This is a genomic window from Pseudomonas sp. Z8(2022) (assembly GCF_025837155.1).
Classification (GTDB): Bacteria; Pseudomonadota; Gammaproteobacteria; order Pseudomonadales; family Pseudomonadaceae; genus Aquipseudomonas.
Map to the genome: position 1 here is coordinate 45,468 of NZ_CP107549.1, position 19,199 is coordinate 64,666.

Genomic DNA, 19,199 nt, shown 5'->3' on the forward strand with positions numbered 1-19,199 from the left:
GCCCGCCATGATGAACCAGCGGGGCGTTCAAGCCTACTCCCCATGCAGCCTTGCGCTGTTTTTTCGTGAGCCAGGGCGCTATTGCTCCCGGAGCGCTCGTCAGTATCCGGCGGCGGCGGCCATTCGGCGCTTTGCGTGTGCGTGCCCGGGGTAGCAAGCTGCTCTGGTCTCAGCGCAGCACGAGGGCTCGCCTGAGCTTTTTGCTGGGCGCCTGCGCGCTAATGCGTTATTAAGGGCGACATCGCTTGTCCATCCATGGAGCCGTCATGTCGAACCAGCGTCAGCAGGTGCGTACCCCGATGAAGTGTCGGATCAAGATCAGCCATCCGAATTTCGGTGAACTGCTGGCGCAGACACGCGACCTGTCCGACAGCGGCGTCTATGTGAAGCACCCGGATATGGCGGCTCTGTCGATTGGCGCGGAAGTGACCGGCCAGGTGCAGGACCTGCCCTTTCCCGCGCCGGTACTGAAGATGGAAGTGATGCGCGTGGACGCCGAAGGGGCTGGCCTGCGGTTTATCGGCGAAGCCTGAACGAGGCTGCCCAACCGGCAGACGCAATGAATGCCGGATGACGCTCCAGCAGGCGCTTCAGCCGTGATTTTTTGCCGGCTTCGGCGCCGCTGAAGTGCATCAGTGCGCTTCGTTGACCGCGCTGAGAAAGGCCTGCGTGCGCTCCTGTTGCGGGTTGCCGAACAGCTGCTCCGGGGTGCCCTGTTCGTGAATGCAGCCCTGGTGGAAGAAGCACACACGGTCGGCGAACTCGCGGGCGAAGCCCATCTGGTGAGTGACCATCAGCATGGTCAGGTTGTGTTCGCTGCCCAGGCGGCGGATCACGTTGAGCACCTCGCCGCACAGTTCGGGGTCGAGTGCCGAAGTCACCTCGTCGAACAGCATCACCTTGGGCCGCATGGCCAGGGCGCGGGCGATGGCCACGCGTTGCTGCTGGCCGCCCGATAGCTGCGAGGGATAGTGGCCGAGCTTCTCGCCCAGACCGACCATCGCCAGCAGGTCCTCGGCGCGTTCCGTGGCTTCCTTCTTGCTCATGCCCAGCACCTGCACCGGAGCCTCGATGACGTTCTGCAGCGCGCTCATGTGCGGGAACAGGTTGAAGCTCTGGAACACCATGCCGATCTTGCCGCGCACCTTGCGCTGGTGGCTGGCGCTGGCCGGCACCAGGCGGCCGTCGCGCGCGGGCATGTGGGTCAGCGGCTCGCCGTCGACCATGATCAGGCCTTCGTCGATGGTCTCCAGGGTCATCAGTGCGCGCAGCAGGGTGGACTTGCCCGAGCCGCTGGGGCCGATGATGGCGACCTTCTCGCCCTCGTTCACCTCGAGGTTGAGGTTGTTCAGGCAGGTGAAGTTGCCGTAACGCTTGGTCACGTCGGTGAAGCGGACGATGGGCTGGGTCATGGTCGAATTCTCTGCCGCGGCGGGCGAATGGAGAAAGGCGGTCATCGTGGGGTTACCTCCAGGCGGTCTTCCATGCGCCGCACGCACCAGGCCAGAGCCAGACTGAGGGCGAGGAAGAACAGGCCAACCATGGTGATGGGTTCAAGGTAGCGGAAACTCTCGGAGCCGATGTTCTTGGCCTGCTGCATGATCTCGACCACGGTGATGGCTGACAGCACCGGCGTGTCCTTGAGCATCGCCACCAGGTAGTTGCCCAGTGCCGGCAGGATCGGGCGCAGCGCCTGCGGCAGGATGATGTTGCGGTAGGCGGTCAGCGGCGCCATGTTCAGCGCCGTCACCGCCTCCCACTGGCCGCGCGGCACGGCGTCGAGGCCGGCGCGGTACACCTCGGCGGTGTAGCAGGCGTAGTGCAGGGCAATGCCGAGGATGCCCGCCTGCAGCGCGGTGAGGTTCAGCCCGTAGTTGGGGAACACATAGAACAGGAAGTACACCTGGATCAGCAGCGGCGTGCTGCGGATGAACTCGATCAGCCCGGCCACCGGCCAGGACAGCCACAGCTGGTTGCTGCGCCGGGCGATGGCCAGCAGCAGGCCGACGACGATGGCGATGGCGAAGCCGGCGAAGGTGATCAGCAGGGTGTTGAGCGAGGCCTTGAGCAGGTCGGGAAGGATGCTCAGGGCGAAATCCCAGTCGAAGAAGTTCATTGCAGGCCACCTCGGATTCGGCCACGGCTGAGGCGGCGTTCAACCATGCGCATGCCCAGGTTGATCACCTGCGCCATGAGGAAGTACAGCACCAGTGCCAGGGCGAAGATCTCCAGGGTCATGAAGGTCGCCTGATCCAGCTGGCGGGCGCGGAAGGCGAGGTCGGACAGGGTGATCAGCGACACCAGGGAGGTGTTCTTCAAAAGCTCGATCAGCAGGTTGGTGCCGGGCGGAATCGCAGCCAGCAGCGCCTGCGGCAGGATGATGCGCAGGAAGCGTTTCGACGGCCGCATGTTCAGAGCGGTACAGGCCTCGTACTGACCCTTGGCCACCGAGCGGATGGCACCGCGCATCACCTCCGCGCCATAGGCGCCGATGTGCAGACCGAGGCCGACGATGGCCACGGTGTAGGCGCTCATCTCGACGTTGAACGGCGGCATCGGCAGCACGAAGTACAGCCAGAACAGCTGCACCAGCAGCGAGGTGCCGCGGAAGATCTCGATATAGGTGATGGCCAGCCAGCGCAGCGGGGCGACGGGTGACAGCCGGCCGAGGGCGGCGATGACTGCCGAGACGATGGCCAGCAGCGAGCCCCAGAAGGTGACTTGCACGGTGACCCAGGCGCCTTGCAGCAGCAGGGGAAGAAGATCGGTCATGAATGTCTACCGCTCTATGTTCGAAAACGCGCCACGCACTATGGTGCGTGGCGGGATTCGCTCATTACTGGCCGCAGAGTTCGGCGGCGGTCTTGTCGGTGATGTTGGACTGGTCGAAACCGAAGGGCTTGACCGTGGCCAGGTGCTCTTCGCTGCCGATCCACTCCTTCAGCTGGGCATTGACCGCATCACGCAGTTCCTTGTCTTCCGGGCGGAAGGCCAGGGCGCCGTAGCCGGTGTGGGCGGGATCGTCCTTGAACTCGGCGATGGCTTCGACGCTGCTGCCGCCCTTCTCGGCCAGGCCCTTCATGGTCAGCTGAGTGCCGACCGCGGCATCGGCACGACCGGCGCGCACCGCCTGCAGCTGCGCGGTGGTGTCCGGCACCTGGAGGATCTGACTGTCGCTGATGCCGGCATTGCGGGCATAGGCCAGGTTCACCGTGCCGGACATGATCGCCAGCTTGGCACCGCTCTTGGCGATGTCTTCGTAGCTGTGCAGATTCTTCGGGTTGCCGGCCTTGGTCAGCAGGGTGTCGGGCAACTGGTAGTGCGGATCGGTGAACAGCACCTGCTTGCAGCGCTCGGGCGTGATGTACATGCCGGCGGCGATCAGGTCGAAGCGACTGGCGCGCAGGCCGGGGATCAGCGAACCCCATTCGGTCAGCACCGGATTGACCTTCTCGACGCCCATGCGCTCGAAGATCTTCTTGACGATTTCCGGCGATTCACCGGTAACGCTGCCGTCGAGGGCGGTATAGGCGAACGGCGTTTCGTTGGCGTAACCGATGCGTACGCTGCTGCTGTCCCTGACCTTGTCCAGGGTCGAGGCCTGAGCACAGACCGTGAAGCCGGCTAGCAGGACGGAGGTCAGCGCGAGGCGGCTGAAGCGAGAGGGGATAACGCTACTCATCTTGGTGTTCTCCTGTTTCTTGTAGTCCGCCAGTGGCGGCGTGCTGTGTTAGGAGGCAGGTAAATCAAGAGCGTTGTTGGCGCGCTATGCGCCGGGTGGCATTTTTGGAGGTCTGTTTCCACCCGTGGCTCGAGCATACAAAGGCTTTTTTCGCTGCGGCATTGCACTAGGACAATTGAATCGCAACCCTGCACGCGTGATGCTGGGGCACAGTCGCCAGTAGAGAGCCGTCGATGCAGAACTGGAAGAAGGCCCTGGCCAACGCGCGCCCGGGCGAGTCGAAATACAAGCTCCTGGTTCAGGCGGTCGCCGCCGATATCGAACAGGGTACCCTGATCGACGGCCAGCGGTTGCCACCGCAACGTCAGGTTTCGGATGCGCTGGGCATCAGCGTGCAGACCGTGACCAACGCCTACAAGGAACTGGAACGCCAGGGCCGCGTGCGCTGCGAGGTGGGGCGTGGCAGCTTCGTCTCAAGGCGCACCAGCGAGCGCGTGGCCACCAGCATGCTCGACCGTACCGAGCAGGCGCTGATGGACTTCTCCAATGCGCGCATTCTGCATACTGACGCCCACGACCGCCTGTGGCGGCAGACCTGCCTGGAGTTGGCGCAGGAGGTCGACCAGCCGTGGATTCACGCCTTTCGTCCGATCGCCGGTCTGCAGCATCAGCGCGAGGCCGCGGTGCGCTGGCTGGCGCGTCTGGGCATGGATGTCGGCACCGAGGACGTGTTGCTGACCAGCGGCGCTGCCCACGCCATCTTCCTTGCTCTGGCCACATTGGCCGGGCCAGACGACGTGGTGCTCTGCGAAGGCCTGACCGACCACGGCGCTATCGGCAGTTCGCAGGTGCTCGGTTTCACCCTCAAGGGCCTGGAGATGGATCGCTACGGGCTGAACCCCGAGCATTTCGAGGACATGTGTGGCAACGAGCGCATCACCGCGCTGGTCTGCACGCCCAACCTGAACAATCCCACCAGTGCGCTGATGCCCGACGAGCGCCGCCGCGAGATCGCCGAAATCGCCCGCCGCTATGGCGTGTACATCATCGAGGACGACGTCTACGGCCCGCTGCTGGCCGGTCAGCAGGCCACGCGGCCGCTCAGCCACTATGCACCGGAGCTGTCGTTCTATTGCACCAGCATGACCAAGTCGGTGCTCACCGGTCTGCGCATCGGCTATCTGGTGATGCCCAAGCGCCTGGCTTTGCGCACCGAGAGCATCCTGCGGGTCAACAGCTGGATGGCGCCGTCGCTGCTGGGTGAGATCGCCACGCGCTGGATCGATTCCGGCGAGGCCGAGGATCTGGTGCAGCTGCAGCGCCAGCTGCTGGCCAACCGGCAGGCGCTGGTGGAACAGGAACTGGGCGAACACCTGATCGGCAACCACCCCTATTCGCTGAACAGCTGGCTGCGCGTGCCCGAAGGCTGGGATACCGACAGCCTGCTGCGTGAGCTGCGCCGGCGCAACGTCGCGCTGACCCTGCCCGATCCCTTCGTTCCGCCGGGCATGCCGCGGCCGCGCGCGGTACGCCTGTGCGTCGGTGCCGAATGCAGTGAAGCGAAGATGCGCCAGGGCGTGCGGATCGTGCGTGACGTCTTCGAGCAGTACCCGAAGGTGCATGATTTCTAGCACGGTAAGAAGCTTCGCGGCTGAAGCCGCTCCTACAACATCTCCGACGGTATAAGGATTTAGCCCCCTCTCCCGCTTGCGGGAGAGGGTTGGGGAGAGGGGCTTGTAGCCCGGATGAAATCCGGGAATGGTTGCTCCGATGCTCGCGGGCAGCATCGCTGCGCATGGCACGCCCTGGGCAAACGCACCGGTTGCCTACCTCCTGAAGCACACCAATAAAAAATCGTCCTAGTACATTCAGCCGCTCAATTTCCCGCTCATACACTCGGCCGCACACCTTCACGGAACGTGCGCCATGTCTTCCATCCCCTTCGATGACCTGCTTCAGGCCCGCCAGCGTATCGCCGGCGTGGTACGCCAGACGACGCTGGAGCATTCGCCCAGCCTCAGCCGCCTGGCCGGTGTGCCGGTATGGTTGAAGCTGGAGTCGCAGCAGGCCACCGGCAGCTTCAAGCTGCGTGGTGCGAGCAACGCAGTGGCGCAGCTGGATGATGCGCAGAAGCGCCTCGGCGTGGTCACTGCGTCCACCGGCAACCACGGCCGCGCGCTGGCCTTCGCCGCCGCGCAGCAGGGCGTGAAGGCCAGCGTCTGCCTCTCCGAGCTGGTGCCGCAGAACAAGGTGCGCGCCATTCGTGAACTGGGCGCCGAGGTGGTGATCAGCGGTCGCAGCCAGGACGACGCCCAGCTCGAAGCCCTGCGCATCGCCCGCGATCAGGGCGCCGCGTTCATCCCGCCCTTCGACCACCCGCACGTGATCGCCGGCCAGGGCAGCCTGGGCCTGGAGATTCTCGAGCAGTGTCCGGACGTCTGCGAAGTGCTGGTGCCGTTGTCCGGCGGTGGCCTGTTCGCCGGCGTGGCGCTGGCGATCAAGGCGGCCAGCCCGGCGATTCGCACCCACGGCATCAGCATGCAGCTGGGCGCGGCGATGCACGCCAGCCTGCAGGCCGGCGAGCCGGTGGAGGTGCAAGAGCTGCCGACCCTGGCCGACTCGCTCGGCGGCGGCATCGGCCTGGACAACCGTTACACCTTCGCCATCACCCGTGAGCTGTGCGACCAGGTTCATCTGCTCGACGAAGCCTCCATCGCCCGCGGCATTCGCCATGCCTACCGCGAGGAGCGGCTGGTAGTCGAAGGCGCCGCAGCGGTGGGCATCGCCGCCCTGCTCGACGGCCTGATCGAGCCGCGCGGCCCGGTGGTGGTGGTGATCAGCGGCCGCAATATCGACATCGACCAGCACCTTCGGGTGATCAACGGCGCCGACGCCTGAGGATTTCCCATGGCCAAGACCCTGATTCTCAACCAGGCCGACCTGCGCGACTGCGTCGGTCTCGACGCCGACAGCCTGGCGGTGGTGGAAAATGCCTTCCGCTTGCTCGCCACGGCCGACGTGGCAATGCCGCCGATCCTGCGTCTGGACGTGCCCGAGCACAACGGCGAGGTGGACGTGAAGACCGCCTACCTGCCTGGCGTCGACCACTTCGCGATCAAGGTCAGCCCCGGCTTCTTCGACAATCCGAAGCTCGGCCTGCCCAGCCTCAACGGCCTGATGATGCTGTTCTCGGCGCGCACCGGCCTGGCCGATGCGCTGCTGCTGGACAACGGCTACCTCACCGCCGTGCGCACCGCCGCTGCCGGCGCCATTGCCGCCAAATGGCTGGCCCGGGAAGACGCCGGGGTGGTTGCCATCCTCGGCGCCGGCGAGCAGGCGCGCCTGCAGTTGCAGGCGCTGCGCCTGGTGCGTGAGGTGCGCGAGGTGCGTATCTGGGCGCGTGATCCCGCCAAGGCCCAGGCCATGGCCGCCGAGCTGGACGATGCCCGCGCGGTGGACAGCATCGACGCGGCGCTGGACGGCGCCGATATCGCCATCACCACCACACCGAGCCGCGAGCCGCTGATCCAGCCGCAGCATCTGCGCCCCGGGCTGCACATCACCGCCATGGGCTCGGATGCCGAGCACAAGAACGAGATCGCTCCGGCCGTACTGGCGCGGGTCGATGCCTACGTGGCCGACCGACTGAGTCAGACCCGTGTGCTCGGTGAGCTCAATCACGCCATCGCCGCTGGCCTGGTTGCTGCGGATGCTGATTTCGCCGAACTCGGTCAGGTGATCGCTGGCCAGCGTCCGGGGCGTACCGGATCCGAGCAGATCACCCTGTGCGACCTCACCGGCACCGGCGCCCAGGACACCGCCATCGCCAGTCTTGCCTACCAGCGCGCTGTCGCGGCCGGCAAAGGCCTCAGTTTCGACTCCTGAAACCCTGCGGGCGCGGCACGCCGCGCCTGAATAACCGTTCCATCACGAGGGCAACGCAATGTCCGAAATCGTCGTCAACCTCCCCTTCAGTCGGGAGGAATATGCCCAGCGCCTGGCCAAGACACGCAGCGCCATGCAGGCCAGGGGCATCGAGCTGCTGATCGTCACCGACCCGTCCAACATGGCCTGGCTCACCGGCTATGACGGCTGGTCGTTCTACGTGCACCAGTGCGTGCTGCTGGCGCTCGATGGCGAGCCGGTCTGGTATGGTCGCGGCCAGGACGCCAACGGCGCCAAGCGCACGGTGTTCATGCAGCAGAGCAACATCGTCGGCTACCCCGACCATTACGTGCAGTCCACCGAGCGCCACCCGATGGACTACCTGTCCACGGAGGTCATCACCGCGCGTGGCTGGGACGGGCTGACCATTGGCGTCGAGCTGGACAACTACTACTTCAGCGCCGCCGCCTATGGCTCGCTCCAGCGCAACCTGCCCAATGCCCGTTTCGTCGACTCCACCGCGCTGGTCAACTGGCAGCGGGCGATCAAGTCGCCCACCGAAATCGGCTACATGCGCATCGCGGCGAAGATCGTCGAGAAGATGCACGCGGCGATCTTCGACAAGATCGAGCCGGGCCTGCGCAAGAACGAGCTGGTGGCCGAGATCTACCGCACCGGCATCCTCGGCGCCGACGGTCATGGCGGCGACTACCCGGCCATCGTCCCGCTACTGCCCACTGGCGCCGACGCCAGCGCGCCGCACCTGACCTGGGATGACTCGCCGATGCTCAGCGGCGCCGGCACCTTCTTCGAGATCGCCGGCTGCTACAAGCGCTATCACTGCCCGCTGTCGCGCACCATCTACCTGGGCAAGCCGCCACAGCATTTCCTCGACGGCGAGAAGGCCGTGGTCGAAGGCATCGCCGCCGGCCTGGAGGCGGCCAGGCCGGGCAACACCACCGGCGATATCGCCCGCGCCTTCTTCAAGGTGCTGGAGAAGTTCGGCATCCACAAGGACAGCCGCTGCGGCTACCCCATCGGTATCAGCTACCCGCCAGACTGGGGCGAGCGCACCATGAGCCTGCGCCCGAGCGATGACAGCGTGCTACAGCCCGGCATGACCTTCCACTTCATGCCCGGCCTGTGGCTGGACGACTGGGGCCTGGAAATCACCGAGTCGATCCTGATCACCGACAGCGGCGTGGAAACCTTCTGCGACGTGCCGCGCAAGCTGTTCGTGAAGGACTGACGCCATGACCGACGTTCTGCGCGACAACCCCATCAGCCCCACGGTCGATTTCGACCGTGACGGCGTACAGCACGGCTTTCTCAAGCTGCCCTATTCCCGCGACGATTCGGCCTGGGGCGCGGTGATGATTCCGGTTACCGTGGTGAAGAACGGCAGCGGCCCCACCGCCCTGCTTACCGGCGGCAACCATGGTGACGAGTACGAAGGCCCGCTGGCGTTGAGCAAGCTGGCCCAGCGCCTGCGCGCCGAGGACATCAGCGGCCGGGTGATCATCGTGCCGTTCATGAACACCCCGGCTGTGCAGGCCGGCACCCGCACCTCGCCCATCGACAAGGGCAACCTCAACCGCAGCTTCCCCGGCAAGCCGGATGGCACGGTGACGCAGAAGATCGCCGACTACTTTCAGCGCACCCTGCTGCCGCTGGCCGATGTGGTGCTGGATATCCACTCCGGCGGCAAGACCCTGGATTTTCTGCCCTTCGCCGCCTGCCACGTGCTGCCGGACAAGGATCAGGACGCCGCCTGCGCCGCCGGCATGCGCGCCTTCGCCGCGCCCTACTGCATGCGCATGCTGGAGCTGGATGCGGTGGGCATGTACGACACCGCCGCCGAGGAGCAGGGCAAGGTGTTCGTCACCACCGAGCTGGGTGGCGGCGGCAGCAGCACGGCGAAAAGCCTGGCCATCGCCGAGCGTGGCGTGCGCAACCTGCTGATCCACTTCGGCCTGCTGCAGGGCGAAATCGAGGCCGGCGAGTCGGTGATGCTGGACATGCCCGATGGCGACTGCTTCGTCGCCAGCGAAGACGATGGCCTGCTGGAGATGTGCCGCGACCTCGGCGAGACGGTGGAAAAGGGCGAGGTGATCGCCCGGGTACACAGCGTGCGCCGCACCGGCGAGCCGGCCCGGGAATACCGCGCCAGACGCAGCGGCCTGCTCGCTGCCCGGCATTTCCCCGGGCTGGTGAAAAGTGGCGATACCCTCGCGGTGGTCGCCGACGTGGTGGGCTGAGAGGAGCGCGCATGCACAAGCTCGACCGCTATGACCTGAAGATCCTGCGCATCCTTTCCGAGGATGGGCGGATCACCAAGTCGGCCCTGGCCGAGGCGATCAACCTCTCGGTGACGCCGGCCTGGGAGCGGGTGCGCAAGCTGGAAGGCGCCGGGCTGATCAAGGGCTATCGTGCGCAGATCGACTGGGCGGCGCTGTTCAGGAGCCAGCAGGTGCTGGTGGAAATCACCCTGGCGCGGCACACCGCCCAGGACATGCGCCGCTTCGAGCAGCGCCTGGCCGAGGCGCCGGAGGTGGGCTTCTGCTACGCCACCGGCGGCGGCGTCGACTACATCGCCATGATCCGCGCCCGCGACATCGACCACTACCAGCGTTTCGTCGACCAGCTGCTGCTGGAAGACCTGGGCATCGAGCGCTACTTCACCTACATCGTCACCAAGACCATCAAGGCGGACGCCTCGGGCGCGCCCACTGAGTTGGACGACTAGAGCTTCGCTTTAACCGCCGCCAGCCCTTCACCGCCATCACGGGTTTTCACGCCCTCCAGCCAGCCGTCGAGCACCGCGGGATTGGCCTTTACCCAGCTCCTGATCGCCGTGGCATTGGCGACGCGGCGGTTGAGCACTTCGTCCATGATGGTGTTCTCCATCTCCTGGGTGAACTTCAGGTTGCTCAGCAGCTTGCCCACGTTCGGGCATTCGGCCACATAACCCTTGCGCGCCAGGGTGTTGACCGAGCCGGTGCTGCCAAAGAATTTCTCGCCGCCCTTGAGGTACTGCATATCGAACTGCACGTTCATCGGGTGCGGCGTCCAGCCGAGGAACACCACGAACTCGTCGCGCTTCACCGCCCGACCGACCTGCACCAGCATCGCCTGCTCGCTGGATTCCACCAGTTGCCAGTCGCCCAGGCCGAACTCGTTACCTTCGATCATCTGGCGGATGTAGTCGTTGGCCGGCGAGCCGGAGCCGATGCCGTAGATCTTCCTGCCGAACTGGTCGGCGAATCTGGCCAGATCGCTGAAGTCCTTCACGCCGGCTTCGTGGACGTAGGTCGGCACGGCCAGGGTGTATTCGGTGCCGCCGAGGTTTTCCACCACCTTGTCGACCTGGCCGCTTTCCACGTAGCGCTCATAGTCGTGCTGGCCGGCCGGCATCCAGTTGCCGAGGAACACGTCCACCTGGCCCTTCTGCAGCCCGGCGAAGATGATCGGCACTGCCAGCGTGCGGGGCTGCGGTTTGTAGCCGAGGCTGTCGAGCAGCAGGCTGGCGATACCGTTGGTCACGGCGATATCGCTCCAGCCCGGGTCGGCGAGGGTCACGGTGGAGCAGTTGGCACTTTCGGTTTGCGCCTGGGCGCCGCAGGTGAAGGCCAGCAGCGAGGCGCCAATCAGGATGGCTTTGAGCGTCATGAGTGAATCCTTTCAGGTGAGTCGCGCCCTGACCTTAACGGGCGAGAGCGCACGGCTCAACCACCGGCTCGCGATTGGACGCGATCGAGCGGAAACAAGAAGGATCAGCGGCCAACCGTTCGTCGAGTCTTCTGCCACGAAAGTGAACCAGGGGCTTGCCCGGGCTGTCCCTCACCGGGACGGGCAGGAGGCTGGTTTTCGATGCAATGCCTTGATTCGGAAGGTCCTCCGCGCAAGGTGTGTCACCAGGGTCACTGAGTTTGAAGAAGTTTTTCACGTCATTTTTTCTGGGGGGCGCCCTTTTACTGGGGATCTGTGCCCAGGCCTCCGCCACCTTTCGCATTCACACCATCCCGGCTGCCCCGCAGGCGGCCGAGCAGAAACCGGCCCGCGAGGTGATCGACCGCGCCCTCGGTGCCCTGGGGACACCTTATCGCTGGGGCGGCACCAGCCCTCGCCAGGGCTTCGACTGCAGCGGTCTGGTGCAATACGCATTCAAGACCCAGGACGACCTCGAACTGCCGCGTACTTCCAGAGACCTGGCGCGGCTGGATGCGCCCACAGTGAGGCGCAGCGATCTGCAGCCGGGCGACCTGCTGTTTTTCCGCATTCGCAGCGGTTCGGTGGATCACGTGGCCATCTACATCGGCGAGGGACGTTTCGTCCATGCACCGCGGCGCGGCACCAGGGTGCGCATCGACCGTCTCAACGATACCTACTGGCAGCGCCATTTCCAGTTGGCCAAGCGCGTCGTGCCGACGGCCTGATCAGGTCCTGAAGGTTTCCAGGCGCTGTTTCTGCTGGCCGTCGGCGGCAAAGTTGTCGGCTGCCAGCCAGCGCTCGAAGGCCTCTCGGCGCACGGCCCATTCACCGTCGATGATGGCGAACCAGGCGGTGTCGCGGTTTCTGCCCTTGCGCACCATGTGCTGGCGAAAGAGCCCTTCGTGGACGAAGCCGAAGCGCTCGGCGGCGCGCCTGGAACGCGCGTTGGCGTTGTCGCACTTCCACTCCAAGCGGCGATAGCCGAGATCGTCGAAGGCGTGGCGGGCCAGCAGGTAAACCGCCTCGGTCGCGCCAGGTGTGCGCTGCATCGACGCCCCGAAGACCACGTGGCCGATCTCGATGCTACCGTCCTGCGGGGTGATGCGCAGGTAACTGAACAGCCCCAGGGCGCGCCCCGAGCCCTGCTCCAGCACCGTGTAGAACAGTGGATCGCGGCTGCCGGCATTTGTGGTGAGCCAGGCATCGAATGCGCCGCGTTCGTTGAACGGGCCATAGGGCAAATAGTCCCACAGCGCCGGGTCCGGCCCCTGCAGAGCGGCCCACAGGTCATCGCCGTGGCGTGTGGCGTCGAGTGCCTCCAGACGTACGAAACGGCCCGGCAGCGTACGCTGATCCGGCGTCGGGCGAGGTTGCCAGTGGCTGAGGTCCCGGGTCATCAAAACAGCTTCCTGTACTGGATGAAGCCGGAGCGATCGGCAATACGGTCGTAGAGCTGGCGCCCGCGGTAGTTGGCTTCCTGAGTCAGCCAGTGCACGCGGCTGGCGCCGGCTGCCCGGGCCTGTGCATAGACATGTTCGATCAGCGCAGCACCGATGCCGCTGCCGCGAGTGTTCTCGGCCACGTACAGATCCTGCAGGTAGCAGTAGTCGCCCTTGGTCCAGCAACTGCGGTGGTAGATGAAATGCACCAGGCCGACGGCCTGGCCATCGAGCCAGGCGAGCGCGGCATGCATGGGTTCGGCCGGGTCGAGAAAGCGCTGCCAGGTCAGTGCGCTGGTCGCAGCGGGGATCTCGGTCTGGTAGAAGCGCTGGTAGCCGTGCCACAGCGGCAGCCAGGCAGCGTGGTCATCGGTGCCGATAGGGCGGATTTCGAGCATGGCGGTGTTCCTCTCAGTCCAGGGTGGACATACGGGCGGCAAGTTCGTGGTTGCGCGGGCTGGGTGAGGCGCTCAGCCCGGCACGCACGCCTGCCTGGTCGGCAGCCGAGCGGTTCTGGCCGAGCTTCCACTTGCCCTGCAGACGACGGATCGGCAGTGCGAAACCGACGATGGCGCGGAGCATGGTGTCGAGGTATTCGCGTGGTGCATCGCTAACCGCCCAGGGCTGCGCCTGCTGACGCTCGTGGCGGTCGCTGAGACGGCTGACCAGCTGCAGCAGGCGTTCGGGCTCATCGAACACTTCGGCCTGGCCCCAGGCGTGCACGGCGATGTAGTTCCAGGTCGGCACCACCTTGCCGTGCTCGGCCTTGGCCGGATACCAGCCCGGGTGGACGTAGGCGTCTGGACCGTTGAACACCACCAGCGCTTCGGCGCCGCTGGCGAGGTCGCGCCAGTGCGGGCTGGCGCGGGCGAAATGGCCGTACAGGGTGCCGAACTCGCCTTCGCCCGGCTCCAGCAGCAGCGGCAGATGGCTGGCCTGCAGGCCCTGTTCGCCAGAGCTGGTCAGCACGGCCAGGCCACTGGCATCGATCTGTGCATGGAGGGTGGCCAGGTCGTCCTGGCGGAATGCAGAGGGGCAATACATGGGCGTCTCCTGGTTTCGATGCGCCCATGCTAGGCAGGATATTGGTTCCCTGTAAGATCCATTTACAGGCAGTTTCATGGAGCCAATCATGCCCGCTACGCCACCCTTGCCGGTCGATCTGTCCGGTATCCGCCTCGACCCTGCAGCCGGCCTGTCGCGCCAGCTCTATCAGGCGTTGCGCGAACGCATTCTCGATGGTCGCCTGCCGGGCAATACGCGTCTGCCGGCCAGTCGTGACCTGGCCAGGCAGTTGGCGATATCGCGCAATACCGTGACCCGTGCCTTCGACCAGTTGTACGCCGAGGGCTATGTCGAAGGTCGGGTGGGTGACGGCACCTACGTGGCCGATCTGGCCCTGGCGCGGCCGGTTGTGCCAGCCATACCCTGCGCACCGGATCCGGGTGCCTCGCTGCAGCGCCATTCTCTGCCCGCTCCGCTGACGGGGGCGCCGCGTGCCTTCCGTATCGGCGTGCCGGCTTTCGACCTGTTCCCATTCGACACCTGGGCGCGCCTGCAGGCACGCTTCTGGCGCCGGCCCTCGCCTGAGCGCCTGGGCTATGGCGACCCGGCCGGCGATCGCACGCTGCGCGAACTGGTGGCCGCCTATCTGCGCAACGCCCGCGGGCTGGCCTGTGACCCGCGGCAGGTCGTGATCACCTGCGGCGCCCAGCAGGCGATCAGCCTCTGCGCGCAGTTGCTGGTGCAGCCAGGCGACCGTGTAGCGGTGGAAAACCCCGGCTATCGCGCCGCCGCTTACGCCTTTTCCGTGGCGGGCGCCGACCTGCGTGGCGTGCCGCTCGATGGCGAGGGCATGGAGACCACGGCGCTGGCAGCCATCGAGGGCTGTCGCCTGGCCTATGTGACGCCGTCGCACCAGTACCCGACCGGCGTCACCCTGTCGCTGGCGCGGCGCCTGGAATTGCTGGAATGGGCCGAGCGCCAGGACGGCTGGATCGTCGAGGACGACTACGATGGCGAATACCGCTACAGCGGCACGCCGCTGGCACCGCTGGCCGCGCTGGATCGTCAGGGTCGCGTGCTGTACGTCGGCACCTTCTGCAAGATCGCCTTCCCGGCGCTGCGCCTGGGCTATCTGGTGCTGCCGCCGGCACTGGCGGAGGCCTTTGCCCAGCGCCAGGCGCTGCAGATGCGTCATAGCGAGATCGGCACTCAGGCGGTGATGGCCGAGTTCATCGCCGCCGGGCATTTCCAGCGTCACGTGCGGCGCATGCGGCAGGCGGCACGACAGCGTCGCGATGCCCTGGTCCGGGCCTGGCCACAGGCGATACCCGGCTGTGCGCCGCTGCCGTGCGTGGAAGCCGGGCTGCACCTGTGCGTACGGGTCGACAGCCTGGCCCGCGAGCGCGAACTGGTCAGTGCCGCGCGGGCAGCCGGAGTGGAGATGAACGCGCTCAGCGATTACTGGCTGGAGGACAGCGTCGAGCCTGGCGATGCCCGCGCCGGGCTGGTGCTGGGTTTCGCGGCAGTGCCCGAGGCGCAGATCGACGAAGCGGTGCGGGAGCTGCGGCGGGCCTGGCATCTGTCGTAAAGCTCGGCAAGCCAGGTGTCGGCGGCTATGCCCGCCTGATTCTTGCACGCGCGGGCAGCTTCGTCGGAAAACCTATCCCGGAAGTCAACAACAGGCTAGAATGCGCGCCGCTCGTGGCCATGTCGGCTGCGGCAGTGGGTTCCCTCACCCCACTCCATGAAAAAGGACGCAGACATGACCCTGATTCCCGCGTCGGTCAGCCGCCCCGTGCTGGCTGGCCTGATCGCCTTCCACATCCTCATCATCATCGCCAGCAACTACCTGGTGCAGTTGCCGATCACCCTGTTCGGCTGGCATACCACCTGGGGCGCGTTCAGTTTCCCGTTCATCTTCCTGGCCACCGACCTCACCGTGCGCCTGATCGGCAAGCATGCCGCGCGGGTGGTGATCGCCCGGGTCATGCTGCCGGCGCTGCTGGCTTCCTACGTGGTCTCGGTGCTGTTCCACGAGGGGGCTTTCGGCGGCCTGGCGTCGCTCGGCGAGTTCAACCTGTTCGTGTTCCGTATCGCCGTGGCCAGCTTCCTCGCCTATGCCTTCGGCCAGTTGCTCGATATTCAGGTGTTCGACCGCCTGCGTACGATGCGCCAGTGGTGGATCGCCCCCACCGCCTCGACCATCTTCGGCAACCTGCTGGATACCTTCCTGTTCTTCTCGGTGGCCTTCTGGCGCAGCGACGACCAGTTCATGGCCGTCAACTGGGTGGAAATCGCCACGGTGGACTACGTGATCAAGCTGGCCATCAGCCTGATGCTGTTCGTGCCGCTGTACGGCATGCTGCTCAGCGCCATCATCCGCGCCCTGCCGCAGCGACCGGTGACGGCCGCCTGAGGCGGCGGCAAAAACCTGCTGCCGACGGTCTTCGTACAGAAAAATCTGCGGTCACGCCGCTCCGGCTTGGAAAAAACGCCAAGCCGCCCTTCCCTAGCATGTCTCCCATGCCCATCGGCCCGGAGACATCGCCATGCCCCTCGATCATCCCCTGCTGTTCAAATCGCTGTGCTACGTCGACGGCCACTGGGTGCACAGTGACGACGGCGCCAGCGTGGCGGTACAGAATCCCGCCGACCAGAGCGTGATCGGCCATGTGCCAATGCTTGGCGAGAAACAGATCAGCGCTGCGGTGGATGCCGCCCAGCGCGCCTTCGCCAGCTGGCGCGAACAGAGCCTGGATGCCCGTGCAGGCCTGCTACGGCGCTGGGCCGAACTGATCCTGCAACATCAGGAAGATCTGGCGCGCATTCTCAGTCAGGAGCAGGGCAAGCCGCTGGCCGAAGCCCGTGGCGAGATCCGCTACGCGGCCAGCTTCATCCCCTGGTTCGCCGAAGAGGCGCGCCGGCTATACGGCCAGACCATCCCCAGCCATATCCCCGGTGCCCAGCTCGGCACGCTGAAGGAGCCGGTCGGCGTCTGCGCCCTGCTCACGCCGTGGAATTTCCCCAGTGCGATGATCACTCGCAAGGCCGCTGCCGCCCTGGCGGCCGGCTGCACCGTGGTGGTCAAGCCGGCGCACGAGACGCCCTACAGTGCCTTTGCCCTGGCCCAGCTGGCCGAGGAGGCGGGGTTTCCCGCCGGCGTGTTCAACGTGGTGCTGGGCGAGCCACAGATGGCCATGGAGACGCTGGTCAAGGACACCCGCGTGCGTTCGGTGAGCTTCACCGGCTCGACCCGGGTCGGCAAGCTGGTGCTGCAGGCCGCCGCCGAGGACGTGAAGAAGGTGGCGCTGGAGCTGGGTGGCAATGCGCCGCTGATCGTCTGCGCCGATGCCGATCTCGACCACGCCGTGCAGGTGGCGCTGGATGCCAAGTTCCAGACCTCGGGGCAGGACTGCTGCGCGGCCAACCGCATTCTGGTGGAACGCCCGGTCTATGAAGAATTCCTGCAGCGCTTCGCCAGGGCGGTGCGCGGCCTGCGTGTCGGCCCCGGCAGCGACGAGCGCAACCAGATCGGCCCGCTGATGCACCAGGCCGCGCTGGATGCCACGGCCGCGCGCGTCGCCGATGCCGTCGAACGGGGCGCGCGTCTGCTCGCCGGCGGCGAGCCGCATGCACTGGGCGGCTGGTTCTGGCAGCCGACGCTGCTGGCCGATGTCACCGACGACATGCGCATCTACCGCGAGGAAAACTTCGCCCCCATCGCCGGCGTCCGCGCCTTCGACAGCCTGGATGAGGCCGTGGCCATGGCCAATGACACCGAATACGGCCTGGCCGCCTACATTTGTTCCAACCGCGTGGACGTCGTCCACCCGCTGATTCGCCGCCTCGATCACGCCATGGTGGCGGTCAACGGCACCAAGTTCACCGGCCACCCGATTCCCTTCGGTGGCATGAAAGCCTCCGGCCTCGGCCGCGAGGGTGGTACGGAAGGCTTCGAGCCCTTCGTCGAAACCAAGTACTTCTGCATCCATCATCAGGGCCAGCGCTACTGAGCCCCACCCGGAGGATTTCCATGAGCCATTACGACGAGCTGTTCGCCCAGGACCGTGCCCACTTCATGCACCCGTCCACTCACGCCCACGATCACGCCAGCGGCGCGCTCAAGGGACGCATCATCAAAAGCGCCTCGGGCATTCGCATCAAGGATCACGAAGGTCGCGAGCTGATCGACGCCTTCGCCGGTCTGTACTGCGTGAACATCGGCTACGGCCGCACCGAGGTGGCCGAGGCGATCTACAAGCAGGCCAAGGAGCTGGCCTACTACCACACCTACGTCGGTCACTCGACCGAGGCCATCATCGAGCTGTCGGCGCGCATCATCGACTGGGCGCCCAAGGGTATGAAGAAGGTCTACTACGGCATGTCCGGCTCGGACGCCAACGAGACCCAGATCAAGCTGGTGCGTTACTACAACAACGTGCTCGGGCGCCCGGCGAAGAAGAAGATCATCTCGCGCCAGCGCGGCTACCACGGCTCGGGCATCATGACCGGCAGCCTCACCGGCCTGGCCAGCTTCCACCAGCATTTCGACCTGCCGCAGCCGGACATCAAGCACGCCGCCTGCCCGCACTTCTACAAGGCGCCGGCCGGCATGGACGAGGCAGCCTTCGTCCGCCACTGCGCCGAGGATCTGGAGAAACTGATCCTCGCCGAAGGCCCGGATACCGTGGCCGCCTTTATCGGTGAACCGGTGATGGGCACCGGCGGCATCATCGTCCCGCCCAAGGGTTACTGGGAGGCGATCCAGGCCGTACTGGCCAAGTACGACATCCTGCTGATCGCCGACGAAGTGGTCTGCGCCTTCGGCCGCCTCGGTACGCCGATGGGCAGTCAGATGTTCGGCATGCAGCCGGACCTGATCACCACCGCCAAGGGCCTGACCAGCGCCTACGCACCGCTTTCCGCGGTGATCGTCGGCGAGAAGGTATGGAGCGTGATCGAAGAGGCCTCCGCCCGCGACGGCGCCATGGGCCATGGCTGGACCTATTCCGGCCACCCGATCTGCGCCGCTGCGGCGCTGGCCAACCTGGACATCCTGGAGAAGGAAAACATCGCCGCCAATGCCGCCGAAGTCGGCGCCTACCTCAACCAGCAGCTGCGCCAGACCTTCGAAGGTCATCCGCTGGTCGGTGAAGTGCGTGGCGTCGGCATGCTCGCCGCGCTGGAGTTCATGGCCGACCGCGAGGCACGCACGCCGTTCGATGCATCGCTCAAGGTGGGTCCGCGGGTCTCCGCCGCATGCCTGGAACGCGGCATGATCGCCCGTGCCATGCCGCACGGCGACATCCTTGGCTTCGCCCCGCCGCTGGTGCTGACCCGCGCCGAAGCGGACGAGGTGGTGGGCATCGCCAAGGCCGCGGTGGATGCGGTGGCCTGCGAGGTGCTCTGAGTCGAGCAGTGCGCAAGGTGGATGGCTGCGGCCATCCGCCCTCACCCATCCCCACCGTTTCGGATAT

Annotated in this window: 20 protein-coding genes; 12 read left to right on the forward strand and 8 right to left on the reverse strand. The window is 66.0% G+C overall.

Annotated elements, in window-relative coordinates; all coding sequences use genetic code 11:
• Positions 1–266 precede the first annotated feature (266 nt).
• Entirely contained in the window at positions 267–533 is a 267-nt protein-coding gene (locus OEG79_RS00175; RefSeq protein WP_220801831.1) for a PilZ domain-containing protein, read from the forward strand.
• Between the two features lie 99 nt (positions 534–632).
• On the opposite strand, the gene ehuA is transcribed toward OEG79_RS00175, so the two are convergent.
• From ehuA to ehuB, 4 genes are all read right to left on the reverse strand, one after another.
• Positions 633–1,412, reverse strand: coding sequence for an ectoine/hydroxyectoine ABC transporter ATP-binding protein EhuA (gene ehuA, locus OEG79_RS00180; protein WP_264146899.1), 780 nt, complete (start codon positions 1,410–1,412; stop codon positions 633–635).
• A 41-nt stretch (positions 1,413–1,453) separates the two neighbouring features.
• Complete coding sequence (gene ehuD, locus OEG79_RS00185) at positions 1,454–2,116, reverse strand: ectoine/hydroxyectoine ABC transporter permease subunit EhuD (protein WP_220801832.1); 663 nt, start codon at positions 2,114–2,116, stop codon at positions 1,454–1,456.
• On the reverse strand, positions 2,113–2,772 hold the full coding sequence (gene ehuC / locus OEG79_RS00190; protein ID WP_264146900.1) for an ectoine/hydroxyectoine ABC transporter permease subunit EhuC: 660 nt from the start codon (positions 2,770–2,772) through the stop codon (positions 2,113–2,115). Before ehuC ends, ehuD begins: the two co-directional genes overlap by 4 nt.
• A 64-nt stretch (positions 2,773–2,836) precedes the next feature.
• Positions 2,837–3,682 carry an ectoine/hydroxyectoine ABC transporter substrate-binding protein EhuB gene (gene ehuB / locus OEG79_RS00195; RefSeq protein WP_220801834.1) on the reverse strand — a complete coding sequence of 282 codons (846 nt, stop codon included), beginning with the start codon at positions 3,680–3,682 and terminating at the stop codon, positions 2,837–2,839.
• Between the two features lie 233 nt (positions 3,683–3,915).
• On the opposite strand from ehuB, the gene OEG79_RS00200 reads away from it, so the two are divergent.
• The 6 genes from OEG79_RS00200 (at position 3,916) to OEG79_RS00225 (ending at position 10,313) form a co-directional block, all read left to right on the forward strand.
• Positions 3,916–5,313 carry a PLP-dependent aminotransferase family protein gene (locus tag OEG79_RS00200; RefSeq protein WP_264146901.1) on the forward strand — a complete coding sequence of 466 codons (1,398 nt, stop codon included), beginning with the start codon at positions 3,916–3,918 and terminating at the stop codon, positions 5,311–5,313.
• Positions 5,314–5,608: 295 nt separating this feature from the next.
• Complete coding sequence (gene eutB, locus OEG79_RS00205) at positions 5,609–6,580, forward strand: hydroxyectoine utilization dehydratase EutB (RefSeq protein ID WP_264146902.1); 972 nt, start codon at positions 5,609–5,611, stop codon at positions 6,578–6,580.
• Between the two features lie 9 nt (positions 6,581–6,589).
• Positions 6,590–7,567 (forward strand): ectoine utilization protein EutC, encoded by a 978-nt coding sequence (eutC, locus tag OEG79_RS00210; protein ID WP_264146903.1) that lies wholly within the window; start codon positions 6,590–6,592, stop codon positions 7,565–7,567.
• A 58-nt stretch (positions 7,568–7,625) separates the two neighbouring features.
• Positions 7,626–8,816, forward strand: coding sequence for an ectoine hydrolase DoeA (gene doeA, locus OEG79_RS00215; protein ID WP_264146904.1), 1,191 nt, complete (start codon positions 7,626–7,628; stop codon positions 8,814–8,816).
• 4 nt (positions 8,817–8,820) lie between these two features.
• Positions 8,821–9,825, forward strand: a complete 1,005-nt coding sequence (doeB, locus tag OEG79_RS00220; RefSeq protein WP_264146905.1) for a N(2)-acetyl-L-2,4-diaminobutanoate deacetylase DoeB — start codon at positions 8,821–8,823, stop codon at positions 9,823–9,825.
• A gap of 11 nt (positions 9,826–9,836) precedes the next feature.
• Positions 9,837–10,313, forward strand: coding sequence for an Lrp/AsnC family transcriptional regulator (locus OEG79_RS00225; protein ID WP_264146906.1), 477 nt, complete (start codon positions 9,837–9,839; stop codon positions 10,311–10,313).
• Here OEG79_RS00225 and choX read toward each other — a convergent pair.
• A complete protein-coding gene (gene choX / locus OEG79_RS00230; protein WP_264146907.1) occupies positions 10,310–11,236 on the reverse strand; it encodes a choline ABC transporter substrate-binding protein in 927 nt (308 codons plus the stop codon). The genes OEG79_RS00225 and choX overlap by 4 nt on opposite strands.
• Before the next feature lie 260 nt (positions 11,237–11,496).
• On the opposite strand from choX, the gene OEG79_RS00235 reads away from it, so the two are divergent.
• Positions 11,497–12,003, forward strand: coding sequence for a C40 family peptidase (locus OEG79_RS00235; protein ID WP_264146908.1), 507 nt, complete (start codon positions 11,497–11,499; stop codon positions 12,001–12,003).
• Here OEG79_RS00235 and OEG79_RS00240 read toward each other — a convergent pair whose 3' ends face one another.
• From OEG79_RS00240 to OEG79_RS00250, 3 genes are read right to left on the reverse strand one after another with little or no spacing between them, the layout of a single operon-like run.
• Positions 12,004–12,675 carry a GNAT family N-acetyltransferase gene (locus OEG79_RS00240; RefSeq protein ID WP_264146909.1) on the reverse strand — a complete coding sequence of 224 codons (672 nt, stop codon included), beginning with the start codon at positions 12,673–12,675 and terminating at the stop codon, positions 12,004–12,006.
• The gene (locus OEG79_RS00245) at positions 12,675–13,115 is read right to left on the reverse strand and encodes a GNAT family N-acetyltransferase (protein ID WP_264146910.1); all 441 of its coding nucleotides are present in this window, start codon (positions 13,113–13,115) and stop codon (positions 12,675–12,677) included. The genes OEG79_RS00240 and OEG79_RS00245 overlap by 1 nt, the downstream gene beginning before the upstream one ends.
• 13 nt (positions 13,116–13,128) lie before the next feature.
• The gene (locus OEG79_RS00250; RefSeq protein WP_264146911.1) at positions 13,129–13,761 is read right to left on the reverse strand and encodes an FMN-binding negative transcriptional regulator; all 633 of its coding nucleotides are present in this window, start codon (positions 13,759–13,761) and stop codon (positions 13,129–13,131) included.
• Positions 13,762–13,849: 88 nt separating this feature from the next.
• On the opposite strand from OEG79_RS00250, the gene OEG79_RS00255 reads away from it, so the two are divergent.
• The 4 genes from OEG79_RS00255 to OEG79_RS00270 all read left to right on the forward strand — a co-directional run bounded on the left by OEG79_RS00255 (position 13,850) and on the right by OEG79_RS00270 (position 19,132).
• Positions 13,850–15,310, forward strand: a complete 1,461-nt coding sequence (locus OEG79_RS00255) for a PLP-dependent aminotransferase family protein (protein ID WP_264146912.1) — start codon at positions 13,850–13,852, stop codon at positions 15,308–15,310.
• 174 nt (positions 15,311–15,484) lie between these two features.
• Positions 15,485–16,138 (forward strand): 7-cyano-7-deazaguanine/7-aminomethyl-7-deazaguanine transporter, encoded by a 654-nt coding sequence (locus tag OEG79_RS00260; RefSeq protein ID WP_264146913.1) that lies wholly within the window; start codon positions 15,485–15,487, stop codon positions 16,136–16,138.
• Between the two features lie 133 nt (positions 16,139–16,271).
• The gene (locus tag OEG79_RS00265) at positions 16,272–17,735 is read left to right on the forward strand and encodes an NAD-dependent succinate-semialdehyde dehydrogenase (RefSeq protein WP_220801847.1); all 1,464 of its coding nucleotides are present in this window, start codon (positions 16,272–16,274) and stop codon (positions 17,733–17,735) included.
• Positions 17,736–17,755: 20 nt separating this feature from the next.
• Complete coding sequence (locus OEG79_RS00270; RefSeq protein ID WP_264146914.1) at positions 17,756–19,132, forward strand: aspartate aminotransferase family protein; 1,377 nt, start codon at positions 17,756–17,758, stop codon at positions 19,130–19,132.
• The last annotated feature ends 67 nt before the right edge of the window (positions 19,133–19,199 follow it).

Coding starts and splice junctions, on each gene's coding strand:
- choX (WP_264146907.1), bottom strand. CDS start 11,236: ATGACGCTCAAAGCCATCCTGATTGGCGCCTCGCTGCTGGCCTTCACC.
- OEG79_RS00240 (WP_264146909.1), bottom strand. CDS start 12,675: ATGACCCGGGACCTCAGCCACTGGCAACCTCGCCCGACGCCGGATCAG.
- OEG79_RS00225 (WP_264146906.1), top strand. CDS start 9,837: ATGCACAAGCTCGACCGCTATGACCTGAAGATCCTGCGCATCCTTTCC.
- doeA (WP_264146904.1), top strand. CDS start 7,626: ATGTCCGAAATCGTCGTCAACCTCCCCTTCAGTCGGGAGGAATATGCC.
- OEG79_RS00200 (WP_264146901.1), top strand. CDS start 3,916: ATGCAGAACTGGAAGAAGGCCCTGGCCAACGCGCGCCCGGGCGAGTCG.
- OEG79_RS00265 (WP_220801847.1), top strand. CDS start 16,272: ATGCCCCTCGATCATCCCCTGCTGTTCAAATCGCTGTGCTACGTCGAC.
- ehuD (WP_220801832.1), bottom strand. CDS start 2,116: ATGAACTTCTTCGACTGGGATTTCGCCCTGAGCATCCTTCCCGACCTG.
- eutC (WP_264146903.1), top strand. CDS start 6,590: ATGGCCAAGACCCTGATTCTCAACCAGGCCGACCTGCGCGACTGCGTC.
- OEG79_RS00270 (WP_264146914.1), top strand. CDS start 17,756: ATGAGCCATTACGACGAGCTGTTCGCCCAGGACCGTGCCCACTTCATG.
- OEG79_RS00250 (WP_264146911.1), bottom strand. CDS start 13,761: ATGTATTGCCCCTCTGCATTCCGCCAGGACGACCTGGCCACCCTCCAT.
- ehuC (WP_264146900.1), bottom strand. CDS start 2,772: ATGACCGATCTTCTTCCCCTGCTGCTGCAAGGCGCCTGGGTCACCGTG.
- OEG79_RS00255 (WP_264146912.1), top strand. CDS start 13,850: ATGCCCGCTACGCCACCCTTGCCGGTCGATCTGTCCGGTATCCGCCTC.
- doeB (WP_264146905.1), top strand. CDS start 8,821: ATGACCGACGTTCTGCGCGACAACCCCATCAGCCCCACGGTCGATTTC.
- OEG79_RS00175 (WP_220801831.1), top strand. CDS start 267: ATGTCGAACCAGCGTCAGCAGGTGCGTACCCCGATGAAGTGTCGGATC.
- OEG79_RS00245 (WP_264146910.1), bottom strand. CDS start 13,115: ATGCTCGAAATCCGCCCTATCGGCACCGATGACCACGCTGCCTGGCTG.
- ehuB (WP_220801834.1), bottom strand. CDS start 3,682: ATGAGTAGCGTTATCCCCTCTCGCTTCAGCCGCCTCGCGCTGACCTCC.
- eutB (WP_264146902.1), top strand. CDS start 5,609: ATGTCTTCCATCCCCTTCGATGACCTGCTTCAGGCCCGCCAGCGTATC.
- ehuA (WP_264146899.1), bottom strand. CDS start 1,412: ATGACCCAGCCCATCGTCCGCTTCACCGACGTGACCAAGCGTTACGGC.
- OEG79_RS00260 (WP_264146913.1), top strand. CDS start 15,485: ATGACCCTGATTCCCGCGTCGGTCAGCCGCCCCGTGCTGGCTGGCCTG.